General features: G+C 67.1%; 21 protein-coding genes, 3 tRNA genes and 1 other RNA gene. 10 read left to right on the top strand and 15 right to left on the bottom strand.

The window, feature by feature from the left end; translation table 11 throughout:
* Positions 1 to 200: 200 nt before the first annotated feature.
* Together ACTHL9_RS14525 and mptB (ACTHL9_RS14520) are read right to left on the bottom strand one after the other, a co-directional pair.
* Positions 201 to 273, bottom strand: a tRNA-Arg gene (locus ACTHL9_RS14525).
* A 32-nt stretch (positions 274 to 305) separates the two neighbouring features.
* Entirely contained in the window at positions 306 to 1,838 is a 1,533-nt protein-coding gene (gene mptB, locus ACTHL9_RS14520; RefSeq protein WP_440519999.1) for a polyprenol phosphomannose-dependent alpha 1,6 mannosyltransferase MptB, read from the bottom strand.
* 240 nt (positions 1,839 to 2,078) lie between these two features.
* Between mptB (ACTHL9_RS14520) and ACTHL9_RS14515 the strand changes: the two genes are divergently transcribed.
* Positions 2,079 to 3,332 carry a glycosyltransferase family 87 protein gene (locus ACTHL9_RS14515; RefSeq protein ID WP_440520001.1) on the top strand — a complete coding sequence of 418 codons (1,254 nt, stop codon included), beginning with the start codon at positions 2,079 to 2,081 and terminating at the stop codon, positions 3,330 to 3,332.
* Here the strand turns inward: ACTHL9_RS14515 and mptB (ACTHL9_RS14510) are convergent.
* Positions 3,305 to 4,864: a polyprenol phosphomannose-dependent alpha 1,6 mannosyltransferase MptB gene (gene mptB / locus ACTHL9_RS14510; protein ID WP_440519998.1), complete on the bottom strand. Its 1,560-nt coding sequence runs from the start codon at positions 4,862 to 4,864 to the stop codon at positions 3,305 to 3,307. The genes ACTHL9_RS14515 and mptB (ACTHL9_RS14510) overlap by 28 nt on opposite strands.
* A 93-nt stretch (positions 4,865 to 4,957) precedes the next feature.
* Between mptB (ACTHL9_RS14510) and orn the strand changes: the two genes are divergently transcribed.
* From orn to def, 3 genes are all read left to right on the top strand, one after another.
* Complete coding sequence (gene orn, locus ACTHL9_RS14505) at positions 4,958 to 5,593, top strand: oligoribonuclease (protein ID WP_440519997.1); 636 nt, start codon at positions 4,958 to 4,960, stop codon at positions 5,591 to 5,593.
* Between the two features lie 135 nt (positions 5,594 to 5,728).
* Positions 5,729 to 5,804 (top strand) — tRNA-His (locus ACTHL9_RS14500).
* 91 nt (positions 5,805 to 5,895) lie between these two features.
* On the top strand, positions 5,896 to 6,468 hold the full coding sequence (gene def, locus ACTHL9_RS14495; RefSeq protein ID WP_440519996.1) for a peptide deformylase: 573 nt from the start codon (positions 5,896 to 5,898) through the stop codon (positions 6,466 to 6,468).
* 65 nt (positions 6,469 to 6,533) lie between these two features.
* Here the strand turns inward: def and ACTHL9_RS14490 are convergent, their stop codons facing one another.
* The 3 genes from ACTHL9_RS14490 to rnpB form a co-directional block, all read right to left on the bottom strand.
* A complete protein-coding gene (locus ACTHL9_RS14490) occupies positions 6,534 to 6,734 on the bottom strand; it encodes a hypothetical protein (RefSeq protein WP_440519995.1) in 201 nt (66 codons plus the stop codon).
* A gap of 41 nt (positions 6,735 to 6,775) precedes the next feature.
* On the bottom strand, positions 6,776 to 8,290 hold the full coding sequence (locus ACTHL9_RS14485; RefSeq protein WP_440519994.1) for a glyceraldehyde-3-phosphate dehydrogenase: 1,515 nt from the start codon (positions 8,288 to 8,290) through the stop codon (positions 6,776 to 6,778).
* Positions 8,291 to 8,528: 238 nt separating this feature from the next.
* Positions 8,529 to 8,933: RNase P RNA component class A (gene rnpB, locus ACTHL9_RS14480), an RNA gene on the bottom strand.
* 60 nt (positions 8,934 to 8,993) lie between these two features.
* Here rnpB and ACTHL9_RS14475 point away from each other — a divergent pair.
* Positions 8,994 to 9,758 carry a YaaA family protein gene (locus ACTHL9_RS14475; protein WP_440519993.1) on the top strand — a complete coding sequence of 255 codons (765 nt, stop codon included), beginning with the start codon at positions 8,994 to 8,996 and terminating at the stop codon, positions 9,756 to 9,758.
* A 13-nt stretch (positions 9,759 to 9,771) separates the two neighbouring features.
* Here the strand turns inward: ACTHL9_RS14475 and ACTHL9_RS14470 are convergent, their stop codons facing one another.
* A complete protein-coding gene (locus ACTHL9_RS14470; RefSeq protein ID WP_440519992.1) occupies positions 9,772 to 10,506 on the bottom strand; it encodes a zinc ribbon domain-containing protein in 735 nt (244 codons plus the stop codon).
* Between the two features lie 35 nt (positions 10,507 to 10,541).
* Positions 10,542 to 11,363 (bottom strand): Nif3-like dinuclear metal center hexameric protein, encoded by an 822-nt coding sequence (locus tag ACTHL9_RS14465; protein WP_440520000.1) that lies wholly within the window; start codon positions 11,361 to 11,363, stop codon positions 10,542 to 10,544.
* A 244-nt stretch (positions 11,364 to 11,607) separates the two neighbouring features.
* Between ACTHL9_RS14465 and msrA the strand changes: the two genes are divergently transcribed.
* From msrA to ACTHL9_RS14445, 4 genes are all read left to right on the top strand, one after another.
* On the top strand, positions 11,608 to 12,132 hold the full coding sequence (gene msrA / locus ACTHL9_RS14460) for a peptide-methionine (S)-S-oxide reductase MsrA (protein WP_440519991.1): 525 nt from the start codon (positions 11,608 to 11,610) through the stop codon (positions 12,130 to 12,132).
* 91 nt (positions 12,133 to 12,223) lie between these two features.
* On the top strand, positions 12,224 to 13,156 hold the full coding sequence (cysK, locus tag ACTHL9_RS14455; RefSeq protein ID WP_440519990.1) for a cysteine synthase A: 933 nt from the start codon (positions 12,224 to 12,226) through the stop codon (positions 13,154 to 13,156).
* A gap of 38 nt (positions 13,157 to 13,194) precedes the next feature.
* The gene (gene epsC / locus ACTHL9_RS14450) at positions 13,195 to 13,782 is read left to right on the top strand and encodes a serine O-acetyltransferase EpsC (protein WP_440519989.1); all 588 of its coding nucleotides are present in this window, start codon (positions 13,195 to 13,197) and stop codon (positions 13,780 to 13,782) included.
* A 146-nt stretch (positions 13,783 to 13,928) separates the two neighbouring features.
* Positions 13,929 to 15,527 (top strand): purple acid phosphatase family protein, encoded by a 1,599-nt coding sequence (locus ACTHL9_RS14445; RefSeq protein WP_440519988.1) that lies wholly within the window; start codon positions 13,929 to 13,931, stop codon positions 15,525 to 15,527.
* A 109-nt stretch (positions 15,528 to 15,636) separates the two neighbouring features.
* Here the strand turns inward: ACTHL9_RS14445 and gndA are convergent, their stop codons facing one another.
* The 3 genes from gndA to ACTHL9_RS14430 form a co-directional block, all read right to left on the bottom strand.
* Entirely contained in the window at positions 15,637 to 17,076 is a 1,440-nt protein-coding gene (gndA, locus tag ACTHL9_RS14440) for an NADP-dependent phosphogluconate dehydrogenase (protein ID WP_440519987.1), read from the bottom strand.
* A gap of 157 nt (positions 17,077 to 17,233) precedes the next feature.
* Positions 17,234 to 18,004: an SDR family oxidoreductase gene (locus ACTHL9_RS14435; protein ID WP_440519986.1), complete on the bottom strand. Its 771-nt coding sequence runs from the start codon at positions 18,002 to 18,004 to the stop codon at positions 17,234 to 17,236.
* Positions 18,001 to 18,930, bottom strand: a complete 930-nt coding sequence (locus ACTHL9_RS14430) for an NAD(P)-dependent oxidoreductase (protein WP_440519985.1) — start codon at positions 18,928 to 18,930, stop codon at positions 18,001 to 18,003. The genes ACTHL9_RS14435 and ACTHL9_RS14430 overlap by 4 nt, the downstream gene beginning before the upstream one ends.
* Before the next feature lie 58 nt (positions 18,931 to 18,988).
* Here ACTHL9_RS14430 and ACTHL9_RS14425 point away from each other — a divergent pair, with 58 nt between their 5' ends.
* Positions 18,989 to 20,047 carry a D-2-hydroxyacid dehydrogenase gene (locus ACTHL9_RS14425; RefSeq protein WP_440519984.1) on the top strand — a complete coding sequence of 353 codons (1,059 nt, stop codon included), beginning with the start codon at positions 18,989 to 18,991 and terminating at the stop codon, positions 20,045 to 20,047.
* Positions 20,048 to 20,122: 75 nt separating this feature from the next.
* Here ACTHL9_RS14425 and ACTHL9_RS14420 read toward each other — a convergent pair whose 3' ends face one another.
* From ACTHL9_RS14420 to ACTHL9_RS14405, 4 genes are all read right to left on the bottom strand, one after another.
* On the bottom strand, positions 20,123 to 21,499 hold the full coding sequence (locus ACTHL9_RS14420) for an MFS transporter (protein WP_440519983.1): 1,377 nt from the start codon (positions 21,497 to 21,499) through the stop codon (positions 20,123 to 20,125).
* Positions 21,500 to 21,575: 76 nt separating this feature from the next.
* Positions 21,576 to 22,406 carry an IclR family transcriptional regulator gene (locus ACTHL9_RS14415; protein ID WP_440519982.1) on the bottom strand — a complete coding sequence of 277 codons (831 nt, stop codon included), beginning with the start codon at positions 22,404 to 22,406 and terminating at the stop codon, positions 21,576 to 21,578.
* A gap of 196 nt (positions 22,407 to 22,602) precedes the next feature.
* The gene (locus ACTHL9_RS14410) at positions 22,603 to 22,872 is read right to left on the bottom strand and encodes a hypothetical protein (RefSeq protein WP_440519981.1); all 270 of its coding nucleotides are present in this window, start codon (positions 22,870 to 22,872) and stop codon (positions 22,603 to 22,605) included.
* 123 nt (positions 22,873 to 22,995) lie between these two features.
* Positions 22,996 to 23,068: transfer RNA gene (locus tag ACTHL9_RS14405), tRNA-Val, on the bottom strand.
* Between the last annotated feature and the right edge of the window lie 142 nt (positions 23,069 to 23,210).

Raw genomic sequence — 23,210 nt, 5'->3', positions numbered from 1 at the left:
GGGGGGCGGGGGGCTGGGCGGCCCGCCGGCCCGGGGGGGGGGCCCCCCCCCCCCCCGGCGGGGGGGGCCCCGGGGGGGGGTGGGGGTTGGCCGGGGGGGGGGGGGGCACGCCGCGGTAATGCCAAGAGCGGCCAGTGGGCCACAGAAGAACGCCCCCGGTCCGAAGACCGGGGGCGTCGAGGATGTATGACATCACAGTGCGCCCCAGGAGGGAGTCGAACCCCCGACCAGAGGATTAGAAGGCCCCTGCTCTATCCGCTGAGCTACTGGGGCGGGCGCGCAGCGAGCTGGCTGCGAGCCCAAGTCTAGCGTGCCGCTGAGGCACCGCTGAGCGCCGGCCCGCGCGTGAAGAGGGTACGTGTCTTCCAATCCCAGAACATCATGTACGCAACGAACACGACGCTCAGGGCGATCGCGACCGCCCTGATGGCGATCAGCGGAATCCAGTCGAACACATCGAGCTGATCCGTCAGCGCAATGACGGTGAAGAACACAGTCGCCAGATAGTAGGCGCGCAGGTACCACCCTTCGGCGATTCCGGCGAGGGCGAAGAACGCCGCCAGCCAGGTCACGTACCACGGCTGGATCGCGGCGGCCGTCACCACCACGGCAGTCAGAGCCAGCGCCATCCGCAACATGATCCGCTCGCTGCTGCCGCGGAGCACGAACCACAGCGCGGCCAGCATCCCGAGGGCGCGGCCTGCCGCCTTGATGAGCTCGGCCACGAGGTCGGCGGGGCCGTTCATCGATTGGACGAGCGTCGCTGCGGTCACTGACAGAAGCCCAAACGGTGCGTACCAGGTCCAGATCGTGCCGGACGTGGTCATCGCCGGCAGCCATCCGAACCAGAAGCCGGTCACCGCACCTTCGATGGTCAGAATGGCGCCCGAGATGATGACGGTGAGCGTCCAGCAGGCGATCTTCCGACCCCAGCCAGCACGCTGGCCTGCCCAGAGGAGACCGATGAAGGGCAGCGCGATGAGGGTGATCGGCTTGATCCCGATCGAGAGCGTCGCCAGGACAATCCCAAGCACCGGCCTCCCCCGGACAACGGCCAGCAGCCCCAAGAGGACGAGTCCAAGCATGAGCGCGTCGTTGTGGATGCTCGCGATGAAGTTGATGACGAACAGTGGATTTGCCACCGTGAGCCAGAGCTTGCGCGACGTCTGCAGCCCGTAGTGCTGCGCGAGGCCGATGACGGCGATGGCGCACAGGATAACGCCCACCGCGGCAACGACGCGGAACAGGCCTATCGCCACCTCGAGGTTCCCGCCGCTCACCCAGACGATCGCCTGCTCGATCCACAGGAACACCGGGCCGTAGGGGGTGGGCGCCTCGGTCCAGAGCGAGTCCGGCCCTAAATTGTGGTAGTTGTTCAGCGCCGAGATGCCATTGACGTACGGGTTGAGCCCGGCCACCATCAGGCGGCCTTGTCCGATGTAGGCGTAGACATCGCGGCTGAAAAGCGGGAACGTCAGCATGAGGGGCGCACACCACAGCGCAGCGATCTTGCAGAGCGCGAGGGGATGGACGGACCTCCAGTCCCCCACCCGCTGGCCAAGGCGAAGCCACGCTCGCACCAGGAACAGCCCACCGAACGCGACGAGCACAGTGCAGAGCACCACGAGGACCGGATTGTCCCGCAGCACGATGAAGAAGGGGACCCTGATCAGCGACGATCCGCTCGCCATCCACCCCACACCGAGTCCGCCAAGGGCCATGCAGAGGGACGCGATGAAACCCTGCCAGACTGCATAGCGCCCCCCGCCGGGCAGCCCAGCGATGCTCCGGGCAGTGCCGGAGGCGCTCAGGCTGCGATCAGCCGACGGCTGAGGCATCGAAGTCCCTACTGTCATGGGAAGGCGCTGGGCCACGCCGCGCACCCCAATGAGGGCGCAGCCGACTCAGCTTGGTGTCCATTTGATGCTATCAGCCACGGATCGCCGAACTCCGTGAGAGGCCCCGCTGTTAGACTGGACGGCGGTCCACGTCGCTTCGACCGCGCCGAGCTTCCCCAGGAGAACGTCATTTCCATCGAGTCGCCCCGCCCCGAGAATCCCGCCAGTTTCGTCGAGCGGCTGGGCAGATGGGGAAATTGGCTGCTCACGCCCGGAGCGCTGCTCGCGGGATTCCTCGTGGTCCATCTGGGCTTCCTGGCCTACTTCTCGGGGTATGCGCTCCATGGAGAGGCATTCAGCGACACGAACATCTACCGCGACTGGGCTGCGGCGGGGTTCCCGCAGAACGTCCAACCGTCCCCGTGGGTCTACCCCATCGGAGGCCTCCTCCCGATCTGGATCTCTGGGCTCTTGGGACCCGGACCGTTTCTCGTGGTATGGGTCCTGCTCACCTCTGTGCTCAACGGCCTCGGAATCGGCGTGCTGAGCGGCTGGGGCAAGAAGCGCGAAGGCATCCGTGCAGCGTGGTGGTGGCTCGTCTTCATCGCGATCCTCGGCAATCTCGGCTTCGCGCGCGTCGACGGCGTGACCGCCCCCATCGTCCTCCTCGGGCTAAGCCTCGGGGTGGCGAGCCCACTGGCCGCCTCGGCCATCCTCGCGGTCGCCACGTGGATGAAAGTGTGGCCAGCGGCCGCGCTCCTGCCGCTCTTCGCCGTCGTCCGAGACCGCTGGAAGGTGGTCGCGGGAGCGGTCGTCGTCACCGTCGCGGTTGCCGCGGTAGCCGCAGCCCTGGGCGTACTCCCCCACCTTCTCGACTTCCTCACCACGCAGGGCTCGCGCGGAATGCAGCTCGAGGCCACGTTCACGACTCCGTGGCTCTGGATGTCCGTGCTTGGGATCGGCGGGGCCCGCATGTACATGAACACGGAAATCAATTCGATGCAGGTGGATGGCCCCGGCAGCTCTGTGGCCTCCGCGCTGATGCAGCCGCTGTTCGTGCTCATCGCCATGTCGGTGGCCGTCGTCATCTTCTGGGCCCTGCACGAGGGCAAGAAGCGTGGCCACGAGGACAGGTCCGAGCTGCTCCTGGCGGGAGCGCTCACCATGGTGACGGCCTTCATCGTGTTCAACAAGGTGGGCTCACCGCAGTTCATGGTGTGGCTCGGCCCGGTGGTCGCCCTCGGGCTGGCTCAGGACTGGATCGCGTGGCGGCTGCCTGCGTGGCTGCTCCTGGCAATCGGCGCGGCGACGTACCTGATCTACCCGATGTTCTATGACGCCCTGAGCCACAACAACCCGGCTATGGCCCTCGTGCTCACGGTCCGGAACGTTCTGCTGGTGGTGCTGTTCGTGTGGTCGGCGCTCCGCTTGGTCCGCCTTGGCCGCAAGGGCGCACCGGTTTCAGGTCAGGAGCTGCGCGCCGCGAGGTCCTGACGCCGGACCGCGCGCTCGAACACGAGCCGGCGCGTCTTCGGATCAATCAGGACCAGGTAGGCGAGGAATCCCACGGCGACGAGTCCGGCGAGAGATTCCGGTGCGAGGGGCGTGTTCACGAAGCTGAACACGTACAGCTGATCCTGGGCGCCGAACACCACGAAGAACACCACGGTCAGGTACCAGAGCTTGATCTCCCAGTTGTCCCGGATGCCGGTGACAGCAAGGAACGGGATGAACCACAGCACGTACCACGGTTGGATGATCGGTCCGAGGACCACGATGAACATGAACGCAAGGCCAAGGCGGCGCACCACCTTGCGCTCATCGCCCCGGAGGATGAACCAGACGGCAAGGCCCACTCCGATCCATTTGACGACCGTGCGGAAGCCGTCGGCGATGGATCCCCCGTCCAAGCCCACGGTGCTCGTCAGAGTGGCCACGAGGCCGCTCGCGAACCCTGAGGGTGTGTAGGCGATGAAGCCGGGCGTCGGGTCCACGATCGCGTTGACCCATCCGAAGCCGAGGCCGTAGACGAGACCGCTGAGGGCGAAGATGGACAGGCTGATCAGCCCAGTCCCCGCCCAGCAGAGGAACCTGCGAAGCCAGCTCGCCCCGGGACCTGCCCAGAGCAGCCCTATGAAGGGGAGCACGACGGCGGTAATCGGCTTGATCCCGATGGACACCGTGGTGAGGACAATCCCAAGGAACCAGTTGCCGCGCGCCGCGTAGTAGACGCCTGCCACCGCGAACCCGATCATGAGGGCCTCGTTGTGGGCGCTCGCGATGCAGCTGATCAGGAACAGCGGATTGGCGACGGTGAGCCAGACGGACCGCGCGCCGTCCACGCCGTGGAGCGCGCTGAGACGGTAGGCGTAGTAGGCGGTGAGGGCCACGCCGACGAGGGCAAGCACGCGGAACAGCATCACCGATGTGTCGGGCTGCCCGCCGGTGAGCTGCACGATCCACCGTTCGAGCCAGAGGAAGTAGGGGCCGTAGGGTGTCCGGGTCGTGGCCCATGAAGGGTCGGTCCCCAATTCGAGCCAGTTGTTGATGGTCGAGATCCCGGTGGTGTACGGGTTGAACCCCGCGGCCATGAGCTTGCCCTGGCCCACGTATGCGTAGACGTCCCGTGAGTAGATGGGAACGGTAAAGGCAAGCGGCAGACCCCAGAGCACGACTGCGACGCTCACCGGACGGATGGTGCCGGGTCCCCAGTACCGCAGCCGCTGTCCGAGCCGCAGCCAAGACCGCGTGAGCAGCATGGCCCCGAAGGCAAGCGCGAGGATGCAGCTCGTGACGCCCCACGTCTCAGTGCGGAGCGGGATGAAGAAGGGGTTCCGGTTGAGGGGCGAAGCGTCCGCGAGCCGACCTACACCGAACGATCCGTAGACCATGAGCAGTGAGCCGACCAGCCCTTGCCCGATGGCCCAGTGCGGTGCCTGATTGACTCCGACGGGAGGAAGCGCCGTCCAGAGCGACTTCAGCCACTCAATCACCCTCCCGAGCAGGCCAAAGCGCGTTGTGGACATGGATCACCCTTCGCTGAATCTCGGGAGATTTCCAGTCTAGCATCGGGCCCCTGACGGGCCTCGGTGCCGGGAGCACTCGGGTACATTGGCAGGGTGTCAAACCATGCTGAACGCATCGTCTGGATCGATTGCGAGATGACGGGCCTCGATATCGCCCGTGACGCCCTCATCGAGGTGGCCGTCCTCGTGACCGATGCAGAGCTCAACGTCCTCGGCGACGGAGTCGACGTCGTCATCCGCCCGCCCGACGAAGCGGTCTCCGGAATGAACGACTTCGTCCGGGAGATGCACACGAGCTCCAAGCTCCTCGATGAGCTGCCGGGAGGCCGCACGCTCGAGGCCGCTCAGGCGGAGGTCATGGCTTATATCCGGGCCTGGGTGCCTGAGCCGAAGAAGGCGCAGCTCGGGGGAAACTCCGTGGGCACCGACAGGCTGTTCCTCGCACGGGACATGCCCGATGTGGTCGAGCACCTCCACTACCGGATCATCGACGTCTCCACAATCAAGGAGCTCGCGCGCCGCTGGTACCCGCGAGCGTACTTCCAGGCGCCCGCGAAGACGGGGGGTCACCGCGCGCTCGGCGACATCCGCGACTCGATCGATGAGCTCCGCTACTACCGCGAGGCGATCTTCGTTCCGCAGCCCGGCCCCGACTCCGCGACGGCACAGGAGATCTCCGCACGGATCTCCGGCGCCGCAGGCACGGCTGGCACAGCTGCCGCGGTGTGAGCTGAGCCTCACTCTCAGAAAAAGTTCTCGCCGCCGCTCTCATCTGGCAAAAGCACTCGCCGACAGCAGGTAGACTAGTGGTCGTTGCCAGCGCGGAGGGCACGGATTCCCCGTCATCTCCAGCACGGTCACATGGTGGGTATAGCTCAGTTGGCAGAGCGTCTGGTTGTGGTCCAGAAGGTCGCGGGTTCGAGCCCCGTTACTCACCCCACGCGGGACCATCCCGTACAGAGGCCGCACGGTTTAGCCGTGCGGCCTCTTGCATTGGCCGCATCCCTAGTCACCAGACGGAGGAGCCCCACATGACTGTCCACGCCGTGACCATCTGGGGGGAGCCCGTGCTGCACCGGCGCGCGGCGGAGGTCACCCAGTTCGATGACGATCTCCGGGCTCTCATCGAGGACATGCACGAGACCAACGACGCCGCCAATGGCGTGGGGCTCGCCGCACCGCAGATCGGGGTCGGCCTGCGCATCTTCGTCTACAAATACGAGAACGACGACGGTGTCCCTCCCCGTGGCGCCCTCGTGAACCCCCGCCTGACCCTGTCGAAAGTTCCCGGCTCCCTGCCCGATCCAGAGGAGGACGAGGAGGGGTGCCTGTCCGTGCCGGGCGAGAGCTACCCGCTCCAGCGTGCCGACTGGGCCCGGGTGGAGGGGTTCGACGGCGACGGGAAGCCCGTGGACTTCGTGGCCACCGGATGGTTCGCCCGCGTCATGCAGCACGAGTACGACCACCTCGACGGCAAGCTGTACGTCGACAAGCTCGTCGACCGCTATGCCCGGAAGGCCAAGAAGGCCGCCAAGAAGCACGGATGGGGAACCCCAGGCCTCACCTGGATGCCGGGCGTGGACCCGGACCCGTTCGGCCACTGAGCCAAATAGCCAGATAGCAAAGGGCGCCGCACCTGCGTGCGGCGCCCTTTGCGCCAATTCGTCGGCTACTGCTCTCTGGTTACTCTGACGAGGTCCTCTTCGGCGACCCGCAGCAGCTCCTCTAGCTGCGCGACGCGCTCCGGTGAGACGTCGCCGACCGCCTGCTTGGCCTTGGCGTGCTCCAGCAGGAGTCGAGCCTGCTTGGCGTTGGCCTTGGCCACGTCGAGCGCATGTTCAAGGGTGCTCTCGTGCTCAGTCGCTTCCATAGGTGCATCTTGCCTCTGCCGCCTGAGCGAATCCAGTGACCTTACCGAGTTGTTGCCAAGAGATCTTCCGCGGGGCGCACCGCGCCCTCAGCGGGGGTGGCGCCCTCAGTAGGGAACGACGGCGCGTTCACGCCCGCCATCTCCTCGAGGACCCGGACGACCTGGCAGCTGTAGCCGAACTCGTTGTCGTACCACACGTACAGCACGAGGTTCTTGCCATTGCTGATGGTGGCAAGCCCGTCCACGATGCCGGCCCGACGAGAGCCGACAAAGTCGGTGGAGACCACCTCGGGCGAGGCGATGTAGTCGATCTGCTTGCGCAGATCCGAGTGGAGGGAGATGTCGCGGAGGTACGTGTTGACCTCGTGCTTCGTCGTCTCGCGCTCGAGACTCAGGTTGAGGATGGCCATGGAGACGTCCGGGGTGGGGACGCGGATGGCGTTGCCCGTCAGCTTCCCGGCGAGCTCGGGGAGGGCCTTCGCGACGGCCTTCGCGGCGCCGGTCTCGGTGAGCACCATGTTCAGCGCCGCCGAGCGCCCGCGGCGGTCACCCTTGTGGAAGTTGTCGGTGAGGTTCTGGTCGTTCGTGAACGAGTGGACCGTCTCCACGTGCCCGTGCACCACGCCGTACTTGTCGTTGATCGCCTTGAGGACCGGCGTGATCGCGTTCGTGGTGCAGGATGCTGCCGTGACGATGCGATCCTCGGCGGTGATGTCGCCGTGGTTGATGCCGTGCACGATGTTGGGGAGGCTGCCCTTGCCGGGAGCGGTGAGGAGGACCCGTGCGACGCCCTTGCTCTCGAGGTGCTGGGAGAGTCCAGCATCATCGCGCCACTTGCCCGTGTTGTCGACAACGACGGCGTCCTTGATCCCGTATGCCGTGTAGTCCACGTTGGCTGGGTTGTCAGAGTAGATGACCTGGATCAGGGTCCCGTTCGCGAGGATGGTGTTGTTCTCCTCGTCGACGGTGATGGTGCCCTCGAAGGGACCGTGCACCGAGTCGCGGCGCAGGAGGCTGGCCCGCTTGACGAGATCGTTCTCCGAGCCCTTCCGCACCACGATCGCCCTGAGCCGAAGGCCATGCCCTCCGCCGGAGTGCTCGATGAGGATCCGTGCAACAAGGCGGCCGATGCGGCCGAAGCCGTACAGCACGACGTCTGTGCTCGGCCGGGGATCCGCTCCGCGCTGGCCGACGATCGGAGCGAGCTCGTCCCGCAGGAACTCCTCGAGCGCGCGCCCCGCACCCTGCGACCGGAACTTCTCATTGAGCCGGGCGATGTCGATCGAGGCTGCCCCGAGCTGCAGCGAGTCAAGGGCCTTGAGGATCGGGAGGGTTTCTTCGAGGGCGAGCTCTTCGCTGTCGATCTGGCGCGCCCAGCGGTGCAGCTTGAGCAGCCCGACCACGGACTGGTTGATGAGGCTGCGGCCGTGAACCGAGGTCACAACGTTGTTCTCGCGGTACAGGCGCCCGATCACCGGGATCATCTCTTCCGCCGCGGCCTCGCGGCCGATCCACGTGCAGAGGTCGGCCTCCATCTTACGGGCTGTCTCCGTCATGCTCACACAGGTGCCTTTCTCTGCGGTTGTGCGCACTCCGTCGTGCGCTGCCCGGGCATCTGGTGCCGATGCCCGACGCGAAGGAAGCCGGTCCTGCGATCGCAGAGCCGGCTCCCGAACTTCTACGTTCGCTTTCAATGCTACGGGACTGGGCAGGGCCAAGGGCCGGGAGGGCCTGTGAAGTCACTCACAGGCTCTCAGTTCCGGGGATGAGTCCCTCCGCGCGGAGGGGAATGCGAGGCCAGGCCGGCCTATGAGCCGGGTTCTGTCTCCACGCCTGATTGCGCAGGCGCAGGAGGCGATCATCCATCTAGGACCGCCGTTGCCGACGGCCTCCAGCGGCCTACCCGGACGCTCGGGCGGGCAGCCCTCGAACGCGCCCTGTCTGGCCTTGCTCCGGGTGGGGTTTACCGAGCCTCCCCGGTCGCCCGGGGAGCTGGTGGTCTCTTACACCGCCGTTTCACCCTTACCCCGCCACTCGCGCTGTCGCGCGGCGCGCCGGGGCGGTCTGTTCTCTGTGGCACTGGCCTGCGGGTTTCCCCGAGTGGGCGTTACCCACCACCCTGCCCTGCGGAGCCCGGACTTTCCTCGTGGCCCCTGCCTCTCGAAAGAGCCAGCGCCCCGCGATCGCCCAGCCGACCTGACCTCGCCCCAACATTCTACGGGTGAGCCGTTGCAGGCGGGCCACCGGTAAGCTTCCGTGGTGCTCATCCTCCTCCCACCCTCCGAAGGGAAGACGGCCGCTGCAGGCGGGACCGCCGTCGACCTCTCCTCGCTCAGCTTCCCCGAGCTCGAGATCGCACGGAAGCAGGTGATGGAAGCGCTGGCCGCGGTCAGCGGGCGCGAGGACGCACTCACGCTGCTCGGCGTCGGGGCTTCGCTGGCGGACGACGTCGACCGCAACCGGCGGCTTCCCGCGGAACCGGCGGCGCCTGCTCACCGCGTGTACTCCGGGGTCCTGTACGAAGCGCTCGGCTACCCCACGCTCACGCCTGCGCAGCGGCGCAAGGCCGACGAATGGATCGTGGTGGTATCGGCCCTCTGGGGCGCGGTGGGCTTCGGGGACCGCATTCCCGCCTACCGCCTCTCGATGTCGACGGCGCTTCCCGACGTGGGGCGCCTGGCCTCCTTCTGGAAGCCCCTCCTGGGCGAGGCGTTGGCCGAACGCGCCGGCGAGGGGCTCGTGGTCGACTGCCGATCGAGCACCTACGCCTCCGCCTACGCGCCACCCGCGGCGCAGACGGTGGCCGTCGACGTCTTCACCGAACGGGCCGGCAAGCGGACCGTGGTGAGCCACTTCGCCAAGCACCACCGCGGCGAGTTCGTGCGCCATCTCCTCGCGCGGCGGGGCAAGGCTCCGGACTCCCCAGAGGCCCTGCTCGGGGTGGCCCAGGAGCGGTGGAACGCCGAGCTCCGCGGGGGCACCGGGCGCAAGCCCCATTCGCTCGGCCTCATTCTGGAGGGCTAGCCCGAGGGGCGGATCAGCTCCATTCCGGCGAGCGGACCAGGATGCACCCGGAATCGGGGCAGAAGACGATCTCGTCCTCAGCGGCCGCACGGATGGCTGCCAGGTCGCCGGGGCTAAGCGCCATCCCCGACCCTTCCGACGTGCCGTGGAACAGTCGAGCGGCCCCCACCCCCCGGCGCGCGAGGGTCTTCTCGTACACTCCGACAAGATCCGGCACGATCCCGCGCACGTAGTCCTCGCGCTCATACGCCACCTGGGCGCGCTCCTCGGCGAGCACCGCGATCTGCTGGTCGAGCTCGGCGCGCAGGGCATCGCTCGCCCGTTGCGCCTCGGCCAGGACCGCGGCGGCGGCGGACTGCCGTTCCCGAAGGCCGTCGAGCCGCTCGAGGAGCTCCAATTCGGCGTCCTCGAGGTCTGAGCGGCGCGCCGTCAATCCTTCGATGTCATGCTGAAGCGCCTGGAGGTCCTTCGAGAGTCCGCCTGCGTAGAGCCGGGCCTCGTCCTTCTCGATCCGCGCCGTCACCTGCTCGACGCTCTGCTCGGCCTGCACGAGCTCCGTCTGGGCCTGCTCGACGGCGAGGTCGGCTTCCCGGGCAGCGAGCGAAGCTTGGGCGAGCGCCTCTGCGGTCGGCGCGAGACGAGGATCGGAATCGAGGGCCCTGCGCTGGACGTCGAGGGAGTGCAGCTTCGCATCGAGGGCCTGCAGCCCCAGCAGCTTGAGCTGTTCGGCGGCGGGCGCCTTGGCCATAGGTCCTCCTGCGGATCGCGTCAGTGGCTGCGACTCTATCCCTCGCTCGGGGTCAGAATGAAGTCCCACGGGTCCGTGTTCACGGTCGAGACCCGGATGTCCACGGTGTGCCCCTGGTCGCGCAGCACATTGTCGAGTGCTTGCGCCGCGGCAGGAAGCCACAGCCATTCGCTCGCGAAGTGGCTCACGTCCACGAGGTACGGCCTGCCGTCGGGGCTCGCCTCACGGGCCTCCGAGGCAGGGTGATGGCGGAGATCGGCGGTGACGAAGACATCGGCATTGGCGGTCCGGACGCTCTCGAACAAGCTGTCGCCCGCTCCCCCGCACACCGCGACCCGGCGCACTAGCCCGTCGCGGTCGCCCGACACTCGGACCCCGCCGGCCACGGCCGGAAGCAGCCCGAAGAGCGTCTCGGCGAAGGCCGCGAGACTCGTGATCTCGGGAAGGTCCCCCACCCTGCCGATCCCCTCTTCGGGAAGGCCGTTGGCTGCCTTGGTGAGGGGCTCCACGTTGTCGAGGCCGAGTGCGTCGGCGAGGACGTCCGAGACTCCACCGACCGCACTGTCGCCGTTCGTGTGGACCGTCAGGAGGGCTGTTCCGGCCTCGATGAGCCGATGCACCGCCCGCCCTTTGGGCGTGTTGCCTGCCACGGAATGCACCCCACGCAGCAGCAGTGGATGGTGGGTGATCAGCAGGTCGGCCCCCCACGTCGCGGCTTCCTCGATCACCTCGATGACAGGATCGACGGCGAACAGCACCTTGGTGACTTCCTGTGACGGGTGGCCCGTGACAAGTCCGACGGCGTCCCACCCCTCCGCGAGCGACTCCGGCCACAGCTCCTCGACGGCGAGCAGCACTTGGGCGAGGGTCGCGGCGGAAGCCCGGGCGGCGTCGTCGTTCGCTGGCTCCGCGGACTCCGGAGCATCCGGCTCCGGCGATCCGCCCACGGAAATCTCATCCTCCCGGGACTCCGGCTTCACGCCGCTCTCCGCGTTCTCCACGGTGTCCTCGGATCCCGCATTCTGACCTGTGACGCGTTCGTCAGACAAAGGCCGGTCCTCTCTCGGGAATCTTCCGCTTGTCCCGGACATTGTAGGCAGCATGAAGACCTTCATCCTGGGCGGCGGCTGCTTCTGGTGCCTCGATGCCGTGTACCAGAAGACCAGAGGCGTCACGTCGGTCGTGTCGGGCTACATCGGCGGGCACTTCCCCAATCCCGATTACTACAGCGTGTGCAGCGGAATGACGGGGCACGCGGAAGTGGTCGCCGTGACGTTCGACGAGGGCGTGATTCCTTCGGAGACGGTCCTCGACATGTTCTTCGCGATCCACGACCCCACCACCCTGAATCGGCAGGGCTACGACGTGGGCACGCAGTACCGGTCGTCGATGTTCTACGTCGATGACGAGGAGAAGGTCCTGTTCGAAGAAGCGATCGAGCGCAACCAGACGCTGTGGGACCACCCGATTGTGACCGAGGTGGCGCGGGCCAGCACGTTCTACCCCGCGGAGGAGTTCCATCAGAACTACTACGCCAAGAACCCCCACGCGGGCTACTGCCACGTCATCATCAATCCGAAGCTGGCGAAGGCCCGGAAATATTACTCGGCATGGCTTGACGCCTAGCTCTCATTTCGGCTCGTCGCTAGGCTGAGCGCGGCCAGCCCCCTGCGCTGCCGTGATCCACCGCGCCATCCCACACGACAAGAAGGAACCCATGCGAATCTTCGACGACGTCACCCAGCTGGTCGGCAACACGCCTCTCGTCAGGCTCAATCGCCTCACCGAGGGCCTCGGCGCCGACGTCGCCGTCAAGCTCGAGTTCTACAACCCCGCCAACAGCGTGAAGGACCGCATCGGGGTGGCCATCATCGATGCGGCGGAGAAGGCGGGCGCGCTGAAGCCGGGCGGGACCATCGTGGAGGGCACGTCGGGCAACACCGGGATCGCACTCGCGCTCGTGGGCGCCGCCCGCGGCTACAAAGTCATCCTCACCATGCCGGAAACGATGTCCACAGAGCGTCGCGTCCTGCTCCGCGCGTACGGTGCCGAGATCGTCCTGACGCCCGGTTCGGAGGGCATGCGGGGCGCTGTCGAGAAGGCCCAGGAGATCGTGGCCAACACCGAGAACTCGATCTGGGCCCAGCAGTTCGCCAACCCGGCGAACCCGGCCATCCACCGCGCCACGACCGGCGAGGAGATCTGGAACGACACCGACGGCAAGGTGGATATCTTCGTTGGCGGCATCGGCACGGGCGGAACGATCACGGGCGCCGGGCAGCTGCTGAAGGAGCGCAAGCCCGGTCTTCAGGTCGTCGCCGTCGAGCCCAAGGACTCGGCGATCCTCAACGGCGGGGCACCCGGTCCCCACAAGATCCAGGGCCTCGGCGCCAACTTCGTGCCCGAGGTCCTGGACACGAATGTCTACGATGAGGTCCTCGACGCGACGCTCGAGGACTCCGTGGCCACCGCGCGTGCCCTCGCAACCCAAGAGGGCATCCTGGGCGGCATCTCCTCCGGAGCCGCGGTCTGGGGGGCGCTTGAGCTCGCGAAGCGCCCCGAGAACGCCGGCAAGCTCATCGTGGCCGTCGTTCCCGACTTCGGCGAACGCTACATCTCGACAGTTCTCTTCGACGACATCCGCGGCTAGAGTCGCCCCTTCCGGCGGGCTGCGGTAGAAAGAAGCCTGTGTCACTGATCAAACGCACCTTCGTGCGGCTGCTGGAGGACCTCGAGTCCGCCAGGGCCCACGATCCCGCAGCCCGCGGAAACGTCGAGAACTTCTTCGCGTACTCCGGCCTCCATGCCATCTGGATCCATCGGCTGACCCACAAGATGTGGCAGAATCCGGATCTCCGCTTCCCCGCCCGCCTCATCTCGCAGGCTGGGCGCTTCCTCACCGGAATCGAGATCCACCCGGGAGCCACGATCGGCCGGAGGTTCTTCATCGACCACGGCATGGGCGTGGTGATCGGCGAGACGTCGGAGATCGGAGACGACGTCATGATCTACCACGGCGTCACCCTCGGCGGCCGATCCCTCGCCAAGGTCAAGCGGCACCCCACCATCGGGGACGGCGTCACCATCGGCGCCGGCGCAAAGGTCCTCGGCCCCATCACCATCGGCCACGGCAGCGCCGTCGGCGCCAATGCCGTCGTCGTGAAGGATGCCCCGCCCAACTCGATCGTCACCGGCATCCCCGCCACCTGGCGCCATCGTGACGCGGTGAAGGAAACCAAGCCCGCCGTGGATCCGGCGGAGTACTACTACATCTGACGCGGCTGCCGCTGGCAGCCACGCCGGAGACCGACGACGGCGCCGACCACCACCTGCAGGTGGGCGGCGCTTTTGTTCCTCGTGCGGGAACCTGACGTTCACTTGGGATTGACCGACACGGCGAGGAGGCTTGCCATGCTCGCCGCATGACCACAACTCCTCCAGAGAACTCCCCCGTCACCCGCCGTCGCCTGCTCGTGGGAGCTGGCCTCGCCGCCGTCGCCGGCTCTGCCGCGATGGCCGCACCGGCCGACGCCGCCCCACCGGCCGGGCAGGAGAAGGACCTGCCGGGATCCCTCTCGGCGAGCGACCCTGTCTCGGTGCCCACGGTCGACGGGCTGCACCTCCAGTTCGGCGCAGACGCGTCGCGCGAGATGGTCGTGTCGTGGCACACGCTTCAGCCTGTCGCGGCGCCCCGCGTGCTCCTCGGGGACGGCCACGGGAACTTCGCCAAGGCCGTCGCGGCGACTACGAAGAGCTACGTCGACGCCAAGTCGGGCCGGACCGTGTATGCCCACCACGGCGTGCTCGACGGCCTCGCTCCCTCGACGGGCTACCTCTATGCCGCTGTGCACGACGGGGCAACGCCCGAATTCGGTACGTTCACGACCGGCCCGAGTGGGCGCGCCAGGGTGACTTTCACCAGCTTCGGGGATCAGGGCACGCCGACCCTCGGCAAGAAGCAGGCCGGAACCAACGCCTGGGTCAACGACAATCTGGGCTCCCCCGCCGCCGGCGACACGACCGGAGGTGTCGAGCGGATCCAGCCGATGTTCCACCTGTTCAACGGCGACCTCTGCTACGCGAACCTCGCCACGGATCGGATCCGCACGTGGTGGGACTTCTGGACCAACAACTCCCGGAGTGCCCGCAACCGACCCTGGATGCCTTCAGCCGGAAACCACGAGAACGAGCTCGGGAATGGCCCCATCGGCTACGGGGCCTACCAGACCTACTTCCAGGTCCCGGAGGCCTCTGGCCAGAACGATGCGACGCGCGGCCTCTGGTACCGCTTCACGGTCGGCGCGGTGCGCGTGATCTCCCTCGCCAACGACGACGTGTGCTACCAGGACGGTGGCAACTCATATGTGCACGGCTACTCGAAGGGCGCGCAGAAGGCGTGGCTCGAGGCGGAGCTGTCCGCTGCACGGTCTGATCGGGACATCGACTGGATCGTCGTATGCATGCACCAGGTGGCCATCAGCACCGCCAACAACTTCAACGGCGCAGATCTGGGCATCCGCGAGGAATGGATCCCGCTCTTCGACACATACGGCGTGGACCTGGTGGTGTGCGGTCACGAGCACCACTACGAGCGCTCGCATCCCATCCGCGGACAGCAGCACAATCAGACCCTCACGCCGGTCCCTGCAGCGACGAACACCCAGACTGTGGACACGACTCAGGGCACGGTCCACATGGTGCTCGGCGGCGGAGGGACCTCCGCACCGTCCAATCAGCTGCTGTTCACGCCGCCGGAGTGCCGGGTCATCGTATCGGTGACTGCGCCGGACCCCTCCACGGGCAAGCGTGCCCCGGTCTACGTCCACGAACCCGCTCCGTGGTCGGCGGTCCGCGATGCCGCGAACTCCTACGGCTTCGGCGCCTTCGACGTGGACCCGGGTTCCCCTGGCGGCCAGACGACCATGAAGGTCACCTACTACAACGTCACCGGAGTCGGAGGAGGCCTCGAAGCCTTCGAGACGTTCACGCTGAGTCGACCGCGTTCGGACTCCCGGCACTGACCGCTCGGGCCCAGACGTCCGGGCCCAGACGACAAAGCGCCGCCCACCAAACTCGGTGGGCGGCGCCGTCGTCGTCAGGCCGCGAGGTGATGCGGCCGGCGGAACCGCGTCAGTGGGTGTCGACCGCGGAGATCTCGGAGTGGTCCTCGCCCCACAGCGTGTGGAACGTGCCTTCGGTGTCCACCCGCTGGTAGGTGTGGGCGCCGAACAGGTCGCGCTGGCCCTGGATGACGGCGGCCGGGAGGCGCTTGCGGCGCAGACCGTCGTAGTAGGCGAGCGAGGAGGAGAAGACCGGAACGGGGATGCCGAGCTGGACAGCCGTGGCGACCACGCGGCGCCACGCCGGGACGGCCTCGCCGACCGACTTCGCGAACGCGGGGGCGAACAGGAGGTTCGCGGGCTTCTCGCCGTCCTTGTACGCCTCCATGATGTCCTTCAGAAGCTCAGCGCGGATGATGCAGCCCGCACGCCAGAGGGATGCGATCTCATCGAGCTTGAGCTCCCACCCGTATTCCTTCGCCGCGCTGGCGAGCATGTCCAGGCCCTGCGCGTAGCTGACCAGCTTGGAGGCGTAGAGCGCCTGCCGGACGTCTTCGACGAAGTTCTCGGGCAGGCTGACCTCGCCCTCATGACCGGCGAGGGTCTCCTGAGCGATCTCGCGCTGGGCACGCTGGGACGAGATGCCGCGCGCAAACACGGACTCTGCGATGCCCGAGACCGGCGAGCCGAGGTCCAGAGCGGACTGGACCGTCCAGCGGCCGGTGCCCTTCTGGCCGGCGGAGTCCACCACGACGTCGACGAAGGGCTTGCCGGTCTTGGCGTCGACGTGGCGCAGCACCTCGGCGGTGATCTCGATGAGGAACGAGGAGAGGTCGCCCTTGTTCCATTCCTCGAAGATCGCAGCCTGCTCGGCAGGCTCAATGCCCGCGGCGCTGCGCAGGAGGTCGTACGCCTCGCCGATCACCTGCATGTCGGCGTACTCGATGCCGTTGTGGACCATCTTGACGAAGTGCCCGGCCCCGTCCGTGCCGATCCACGCGCAGCACGGGGTTCCATCGCTCGCCTTCGCGGAGATCTTCTCGAGCAGCGGGCCGAGCGCCTCGTAGGACTGCTTCGAACCGCCGGGCATGATCGAGGGGCCGTTGAGTGCCCCTTCCTCGCCGCCGGAGACGCCGACGCCCACGAAGTGAAGGCCCTTCTCGGCCAGCGCGGCCTCGCGACGGCGCGTGTCCTCGTAGTGCGAGTTGCCGGCATCGATCACGATGTCGCCCTCTTCGAGCAGCGGCACGAGCTGGTCCACGACAGCGTCCACGGGGGCACCGGCCTTGACCATGATGAGGACCCGCCGCGGCTTCTCGAGGGAGTCGACGAGTTCCTGCAGCGTCTCGGTGCGGATGAAGCTGCCCTCGTCGCCGTGCTTGGCCAGCAGCGTGTCGGTCTTCTCCACTGAGCGGTTGTGCAGCGCAACGGTGAAGCCGTTCCGTGCGAGATTGCGGGCGAGGTTCGCGCCCATCACCGCGAGTCCGGTGACTCCGATCTGTGCAGACAATGTACTCTCCGTTTCTCGAGCTCGGCCCGCTTGGTTGATGGGCCTGAGCCGCAGCCAGTGCCGCAGACTACGCTAGTGGACTGCTCGCCTGCGTGCCGCTTCTTGACAGCCTATTTCGGTCGACCTAACTTTTGGCAGCGGTTGCCGCTTTTGCCATTCAGACGACGACGGTCATGCCGCCGTCGACGAAGATCGTCTGACCGTTGACGAAGTTCGAGGCGTCGGACGCGAGCCACACCACCGGGCCGGCGATGTCCTCGACCGATCCCCAGCGATTCGCCGGAGTGCGGCCCAGGATCCACGAGTTGAACTCGGGGTCATCCACCAGGTTCTGGGTCATCTCGGTGTGGATATAGCCCGGCGCGATCCCGTTGATCTGGAGGCCAGAGCCCGCCCATTCGGCCGTCATGGCACGGGTGAGGTTCCGGAGCCCTCCCTTTGCCGCGGTGTAGGCGCCGATCGAGGGGCGCGCGAGGTCCGTCTGGACCGAACAGATGTTGATGATCTTGCCGGCACCCCGCTCCACCATTCCGCGGGCGGCCTCGCGGCCGACCAGGAACGCGCTGGTCAGGTCGGTACGGATGACGCGCTCCCAGTCCGCGGGGTCCAGCTCGAGCAGCGGCACCCGGTACTGGATGCCGGCGTTGTTGACGAGAATCCGTAGGGGGCCTGCCTTGGCCTCGGCCTCCTCGATGCCCGCAGCCGCCGCCTCGGGGTCGGTGACGTCGAACGCCACGGCGTGGACGCGGTCCTCTCCGTAGACGTCGGCGAACTCCTTGCGCGTCGCCTCGGCCCGCTGGGCATCGCGCCCGTGCAGCACGATCGTCGCGCCCGCGTCGGCGAGGCCACGCGCGAGTGCCGTCCCGATCCCGCGGCTGGATCCAGTGACGAGGGCGACTCGTCCGGTGAGGTCGAAAAGGGCTGTCATGGGCGACTCTCCTGTGAGTGGGTGGTGGGTGCGAGCCCCGAGCGGCGGCGCGCCAGCTCGTGGACGACGGCGAGGTCCTTGTCTCCGAGACCTTCCGAGACCAGGTCGGAGTAAATGGCGAGGGCGCTCGAGGCGAGGGGCAGCGCGGCAGAGGCCTCAGCGCCTGCGGCCTCGACGAACCGAAGGTCCTTGAGCATGAACTTGCTGGGCCCGGTCGGCGCGTAGTCTCTGGCGATCATCCGGGGCGCAAGCTGGTCCATGACGCGACTGCCCGCGAGCCCTCCCGAAAGGACCCCGAACAGCGCTTCGACGTCGAGTCCTTGGGCCTCGGCGAGCACCGCAGCCTCGGCGAGGGCGGCCGCCGTCGTGCCTACGATCAACTGGTTGCACGCCTTGGCGAGAGAGCCGGCGCCGAGGGGACCGAGGCGGACCACCGAGGTTCCCATCGCCCGGAAAAGAGGCTGGAGCTCGTCGAAATCCTCCTGCTCGGCACCCACCATGATCGCAAGGCTGCCCTCGACCGCCCCTTTGCGGCCCCCGCTCACCGGAGCATCGACGACGACGGCGTGTCCCCCGGTGGCATGGTTGACGGCGGTCCCGAACCGCTTGACCCCCACGGGCGAGACGCTGCTCATGACGACCAGGCGCTTCCTGGCCGTCGGGGGTTCCCCCTCCCACGCAGCCAGGATTGGTGCCGCAGCATCTTCGATCATGGGCAGATCAGGGAGCATGAAGACGATGGTGTCGAGCGCCGCGAGATCCTCGACGGACTCAACGCGTCGACCCCCGGCCGCCTCGAACGCGTCGAAGGGTCCGTCCGAGCGATTCCAGCCCTCGACGCGCCGGCCGGAAGCGAGGAGGTTGGCGGCCATGGGCCCGCCCATGAGGCCGAGGCCTACGAAACCGACAAATTCTTCGCGTTCCATCCGCGCTCCTTCCACTTCATTGTTCAGTATATTAGGCGAGATTCAGTAGAGTGGACACATGAGTACTCAATCCTCCCTCACGGTGGGCATCGCCGTCCCGCTCGAAGCCGAGCACGTCGAGGCCATCCGCGCGGTCGACCCGAGCATCACTGTCCTCTACGAACCTGATCTGCTGCCCCCGGAGCGCTTTCCCGCCGACCACTCAGGCGACCCATCGTTCCGGCGCTCCGCCGACGCTGAGGAACGCTACTGGAAGCTCGTCAATTCGGCGGACGTCCTCTACGGCTTCCCGAACGAGTCGCCTGCTGGCTTCGCCAGGGTCGTCGCCGAGAACCCCCGTCTGCGCTGGGTGCACGCCATGGCCGCCGGGGCAGGCGGTGCGGTCAAGGCCAGCGGGGTTTCGAGGGAAGACCTTGAACGCGTCATCGTGACCACCTCGGCCGGCGTTCACGCGCTCCCGCTCGCCGAGTTCGCGGTCATGGGAATCCTCAACGGGCTCAAGCGCACGGCGGAGCTCGCAGAGGACCAGCGCGCCAAGAACTGGCCCGACCTCCGGGTGCCCACTCGCCTCGCGTCGGGCTCGCACGTGGTGGTCGCCGGCCTCGGCGAGATCGGCGTCGAGACCGCCCGCCTCGCCCGCGCCCTCGGGATGACGGTGAGCGGCACCAAGCGCACTGCAGATCCCATCGACGGCATCGAGGAGGTCGCGACCGCCGAACGGCTTCCGGAGCTCCTGGCACGCGCCGACGCCCTCGTCAACACGCTTCCCGGCACCCCCTTCACGGACAAGCTCATTGGTCGCGAGGTGTTCTCCGCCATGCGCTCCGGAACCATTCTGGTGAACGTGGGCCGCGGCACGGTCGTCGACGAGGATGCTCTCCTCGAGGCGCTCGAGAACGGCTCGGTCGGGTACGCCTGCCTGGACGTGTTCGCCGTCGAACCCCTGCCTGAGACGTCGCCACTCTGGGAGCACCCCCGCGTGCTCGTCTCCCCGCACACCTCCGCGCTCAGCGCGGCAGAGAACCGACTCATTGCCGAGCGCTTCGCTGACAACCTGCGCAAGTTCCAGGCGGGAGAGCCGCTTCCCCACCGGGTGGATCCGGTTCACTTCTACTGATCGACGCATTTCTTCGATCGACGGAGAAAGAGGGCTCCGGCACGGCGGGAGCCCTCTTTCCGTCTTCAGGTGCGGTCAGGCGCCGTCCTCGATGAGCGTGAGATCGCGCCCCTTGGTCTCGCGGATCGCGAAGGTCGTAGCGAACGTGATGAGTGAGAGCACGAGCGAGAAGCCCGCAAGCACGAGCCAGGAGTTGTGCGTCGCCTCAAGCAGGGCAGCGATCAGCACCGGCACGAGACCCGAGGCGACCATGGCCGAAACCTCGCGGCTGAGTGCGACCCCCGTGAATCGGTGGGTCGATCCGAACATCTCCGGCAGGAGCGCGCATTGCGGGCCGAGCATCGACTGGACGCCGATTCCCGTGCCGATCGCAATCACCAGCAGCACGAGCCACGCCTGGCCGAGCGTGAGGAGATAGAACGCGGGGATCGCGATCGCGGCCTGAAAAAGCGAGCCGTAGCGGTAAACGACAACGCGGCCGAGGCGATCGGAGAGCCAACCGAAGAAGACCACGCCAACAGCGGCAACTCCGGCGGCGACGAGGAGGGACGTGGGGCCCAAGGTCTTGTCGTCCTTGAAGAAGGCGATCGTGCCGAGGAAGGAGACGGTCACCGCTGAGTAGATTGACGAATTCCCGTTTTCCGCCATGCGGATCCCGATGCCCTTGAGCACAGCCCCCTTCGAGGTCCGCCAGACTGCGCCCACCGGGTTCTTGGCGACCTCCTTGTGCTTCTCGAGCTCTTGGAAGACGGGGGTTTCCTTGAGCTTCAAGCGGATGACGAGCGCGACCGCGATGAGGATGAACGAGGCGAGGAACGGAACGCGCCACAGCCAGTCCTGGACGAGTTGTGGCTGCGCGAGGCCCAACAGCGCGAAAGTGCCCGCACCCAGAAGCGTTCCGAGCTGGATACCCACAAACGGCAGGGCTGCGAAGAAGCCGCGACGCGGCGCCGGCGCCACCTCGGAGATGAGCGTCGTCGCTCCGGCCTGCTCCGCCCCGGCCCCGAGACCCTGGAGGATACGCAGGGCGACGAGGAGGACAGGAGCGAGCGCCCCGATCTCCCGATACGTGGGCAGCAGGCCGATGAGGAAGCTCGCTGACCCCATCAGGAGGATCGTGGTCAGGAGCACCACCTTGCGGCCCCAGCGGTCGCCGACGAAGCCGAAGAGCAGTCCTCCGAGCGGCCGTGCCACGTAGGCGATTCCGAAGGTCGCGAAGCTCGCGATGACCTTGGCATCGCCGAAGGGCTGGAAGAAGAGGGGCGCGAAGACGAGGGCCGTCGCGAGTCCGAAGATGTAGAAGTCGTAGTACTCGAGGGCGGACCCGACAGAGCTCGCAAGGGTAGCGCTGCGGAGCTGGGCGGGGTCGAACGCGGTGCCAGAAGCGGCGGCTGGCCGATCAGGTCGTGACGCGGGGGTCCCGACGGCGCCGTCGAGAGGACTGGTGTGCATCTGTACTCCTTTGGACGATCACTGTAGTGAACAGAGTACAGAATCCTGACCGGTTGTCCAGCAGGTTGTCAGTCGTTCAGGATTTTGACCACTCGCCCATCGGATTTCCGAGCGCCCTCGCCAAACCCTGGAGCTCGCGGACCATCGCCAGCTTCTGCTCCTCGGTGAAGGTTGCCTTGAGGGAGGTGACACTCACCCCGAGGTTGGGCCCATGAGCCCCCCTCGTGGGCACGGGAACGGCAACGCAGACCACGCCGAGGGTCGACTCCTCATCCTCGAAGGCGTACCCCTGCTCTTTGATTCGCCGAAGCTCCTCCTTGAACTCCTTGCCCGTCCGGATGGAATGGGGCGTGAGGACCGGGAGCTCCGCGTCGTCGGGGTACAGCTCCTCCCAGTCATGCTCATGAAGGCGGCCGACGAGGGCCTTCCCCACAGCACACAGCGACGCGGGCATCTTGTCCCCGATCGTCGAAGTGAGCCGCACGGCGGGATGGCCCTCGTAACGGGCCAGATAGATGACGTGGTCGCCATCCAGGAGGGCTATCCGCACCGTCTCCTTGGAAAGCGTGGGCGCCTGTCCGCAGAACTGGTAGAACTCGCGGATCTCGTCACGCCGGCTCAGGTACGACGCCCCCAACTCGACAAGCTTGCGCCCCAGCGAGAACTCGCTCCCTTCGCGAGCCACCAGACCCGCATCCTCCAGCGCCTGCAGGATATTCGAGGTCGACGACTTCGGGATCCCCAGATCCCGGGCGAGGTCGCTCAAGGTGGCTCGGCCGGTAGCCGATGCGGCGAGGACGTCGAGCACCGCAGCGGCGCGGGTCACCGCAGGCGCAGCGGACGACGACGATGCCTCCTCGCGTGATCGCTCCAGCTCTCCACTGCCTGCTGTCTTGCTCGGTGCCACGCTGCTCCTCGTCTCAGCGAACCCCGTTCGCTTGCGGTTGTCCAAAATGCTGAACAGAGAACATGATACGGGCCGGAGTGTGAATTTGTTCCGTCACCTGCCGTTCACCTAGTATTCAGACCAGAGCCTCCCACCGCGGCATCCCCCCAAGGCAGCGGCGGGAGGCTCTTTCCATGCCCGGACTCAACCAGCGCGGCTATCCGCGGAGGCTCCATCCTCCGCCAAGCTGGTCCCGGACGAGTTCGAACGTCCGCAGCCCGCCTCCTCGGAGCCCAGCCGCTGCCTGTACTTGCCAGACTTCGACGTCCACTCGGCTCGCTCCGCGCGGCAGGCGCAATGCTCCGTTCCACCAGCGCACGCGCTCGAACCAGTGCACAGGTTCGGCAGCGACCCGCCAGCTGCGGTCTCCTCGCCTGAAGGAGTACGGCGCCCCATTCGGCGCAATTCGGACCAGAATGCTCTCCATGGCGGGAGGCTATGTGGGCGCACCGACATTTTGTGGTCGCTGACGTGACCGAACCGGTGACGTCTTCGAGCCCGCGCCCTTGGCGCGGAACAACCGGGGGCGAAAAGCCGTGCAGGGGCGTAGTGGGTCCTACCGGGATCGAACCGATGACATCCACGGTGTAAGCGTGGCGCTCTACCAGCTGAGCTAAAGACCCGTGTGGCCGGCTACGCCGGCGCGCTGCTTCACTCTATCCGATTCCGGTCGTTCTCTCCGATTCGTGCGAGTGCTGCGGCGTAGTCATCGATGGTGCGGGCCTGCCCCCGGGGATTGACCACGCTGTAGCGGATGACGCCGCC

It is taken from the genome of Sinomonas sp., from assembly GCF_051955515.1.
Taxonomy (GTDB): domain Bacteria; phylum Actinomycetota; class Actinomycetes; order Actinomycetales; family Micrococcaceae; genus Sinomonas.
This window is presented reverse-complemented; position numbering and strand designations above follow the sequence as displayed.

Bases quoted from the DNA above. Each gene is read 5' to 3' on its own strand.
- mptB (WP_440519998.1), bottom strand. From the start codon at position 4,864: ATGTCCACAACGCGCTTTGGCCTGCTCGGGAGGGTGATTGAGTGGCTG.
- ACTHL9_RS14435 (WP_440519986.1), bottom strand. From the start codon at position 18,004: ATGACAGCCCTTTTCGACCTCACCGGACGAGTCGCCCTCGTCACTGGA.
- ACTHL9_RS14490 (WP_440519995.1), bottom strand. From the start codon at position 6,734: ATGGAAGCGACTGAGCACGAGAGCACCCTTGAACATGCGCTCGACGTG.
- ACTHL9_RS14410 (WP_440519981.1), bottom strand. From the start codon at position 22,872: ATGGAGAGCATTCTGGTCCGAATTGCGCCGAATGGGGCGCCGTACTCC.
- ACTHL9_RS14420 (WP_440519983.1), bottom strand. From the start codon at position 21,499: ATGCACACCAGTCCTCTCGACGGCGCCGTCGGGACCCCCGCGTCACGA.
- mptB (WP_440519999.1), bottom strand. From the start codon at position 1,838: ATGCCTCAGCCGTCGGCTGATCGCAGCCTGAGCGCCTCCGGCACTGCC.
- msrA (WP_440519991.1), top strand. From the start codon at position 11,608: ATGAAGACCTTCATCCTGGGCGGCGGCTGCTTCTGGTGCCTCGATGCC.
- cysK (WP_440519990.1), top strand. From the start codon at position 12,224: ATGCGAATCTTCGACGACGTCACCCAGCTGGTCGGCAACACGCCTCTC.
- ACTHL9_RS14430 (WP_440519985.1), bottom strand. From the start codon at position 18,930: ATGGAACGCGAAGAATTTGTCGGTTTCGTAGGCCTCGGCCTCATGGGC.
- ACTHL9_RS14470 (WP_440519992.1), bottom strand. From the start codon at position 10,506: ATGGCCAAGGCGCCCGCCGCCGAACAGCTCAAGCTGCTGGGGCTGCAG.
- ACTHL9_RS14445 (WP_440519988.1), top strand. From the start codon at position 13,929: ATGACCACAACTCCTCCAGAGAACTCCCCCGTCACCCGCCGTCGCCTG.
- ACTHL9_RS14485 (WP_440519994.1), bottom strand. From the start codon at position 8,290: ATGACGGAGACAGCCCGTAAGATGGAGGCCGACCTCTGCACGTGGATC.
- def (WP_440519996.1), top strand. From the start codon at position 5,896: ATGACTGTCCACGCCGTGACCATCTGGGGGGAGCCCGTGCTGCACCGG.
- ACTHL9_RS14425 (WP_440519984.1), top strand. From the start codon at position 18,989: ATGAGTACTCAATCCTCCCTCACGGTGGGCATCGCCGTCCCGCTCGAA.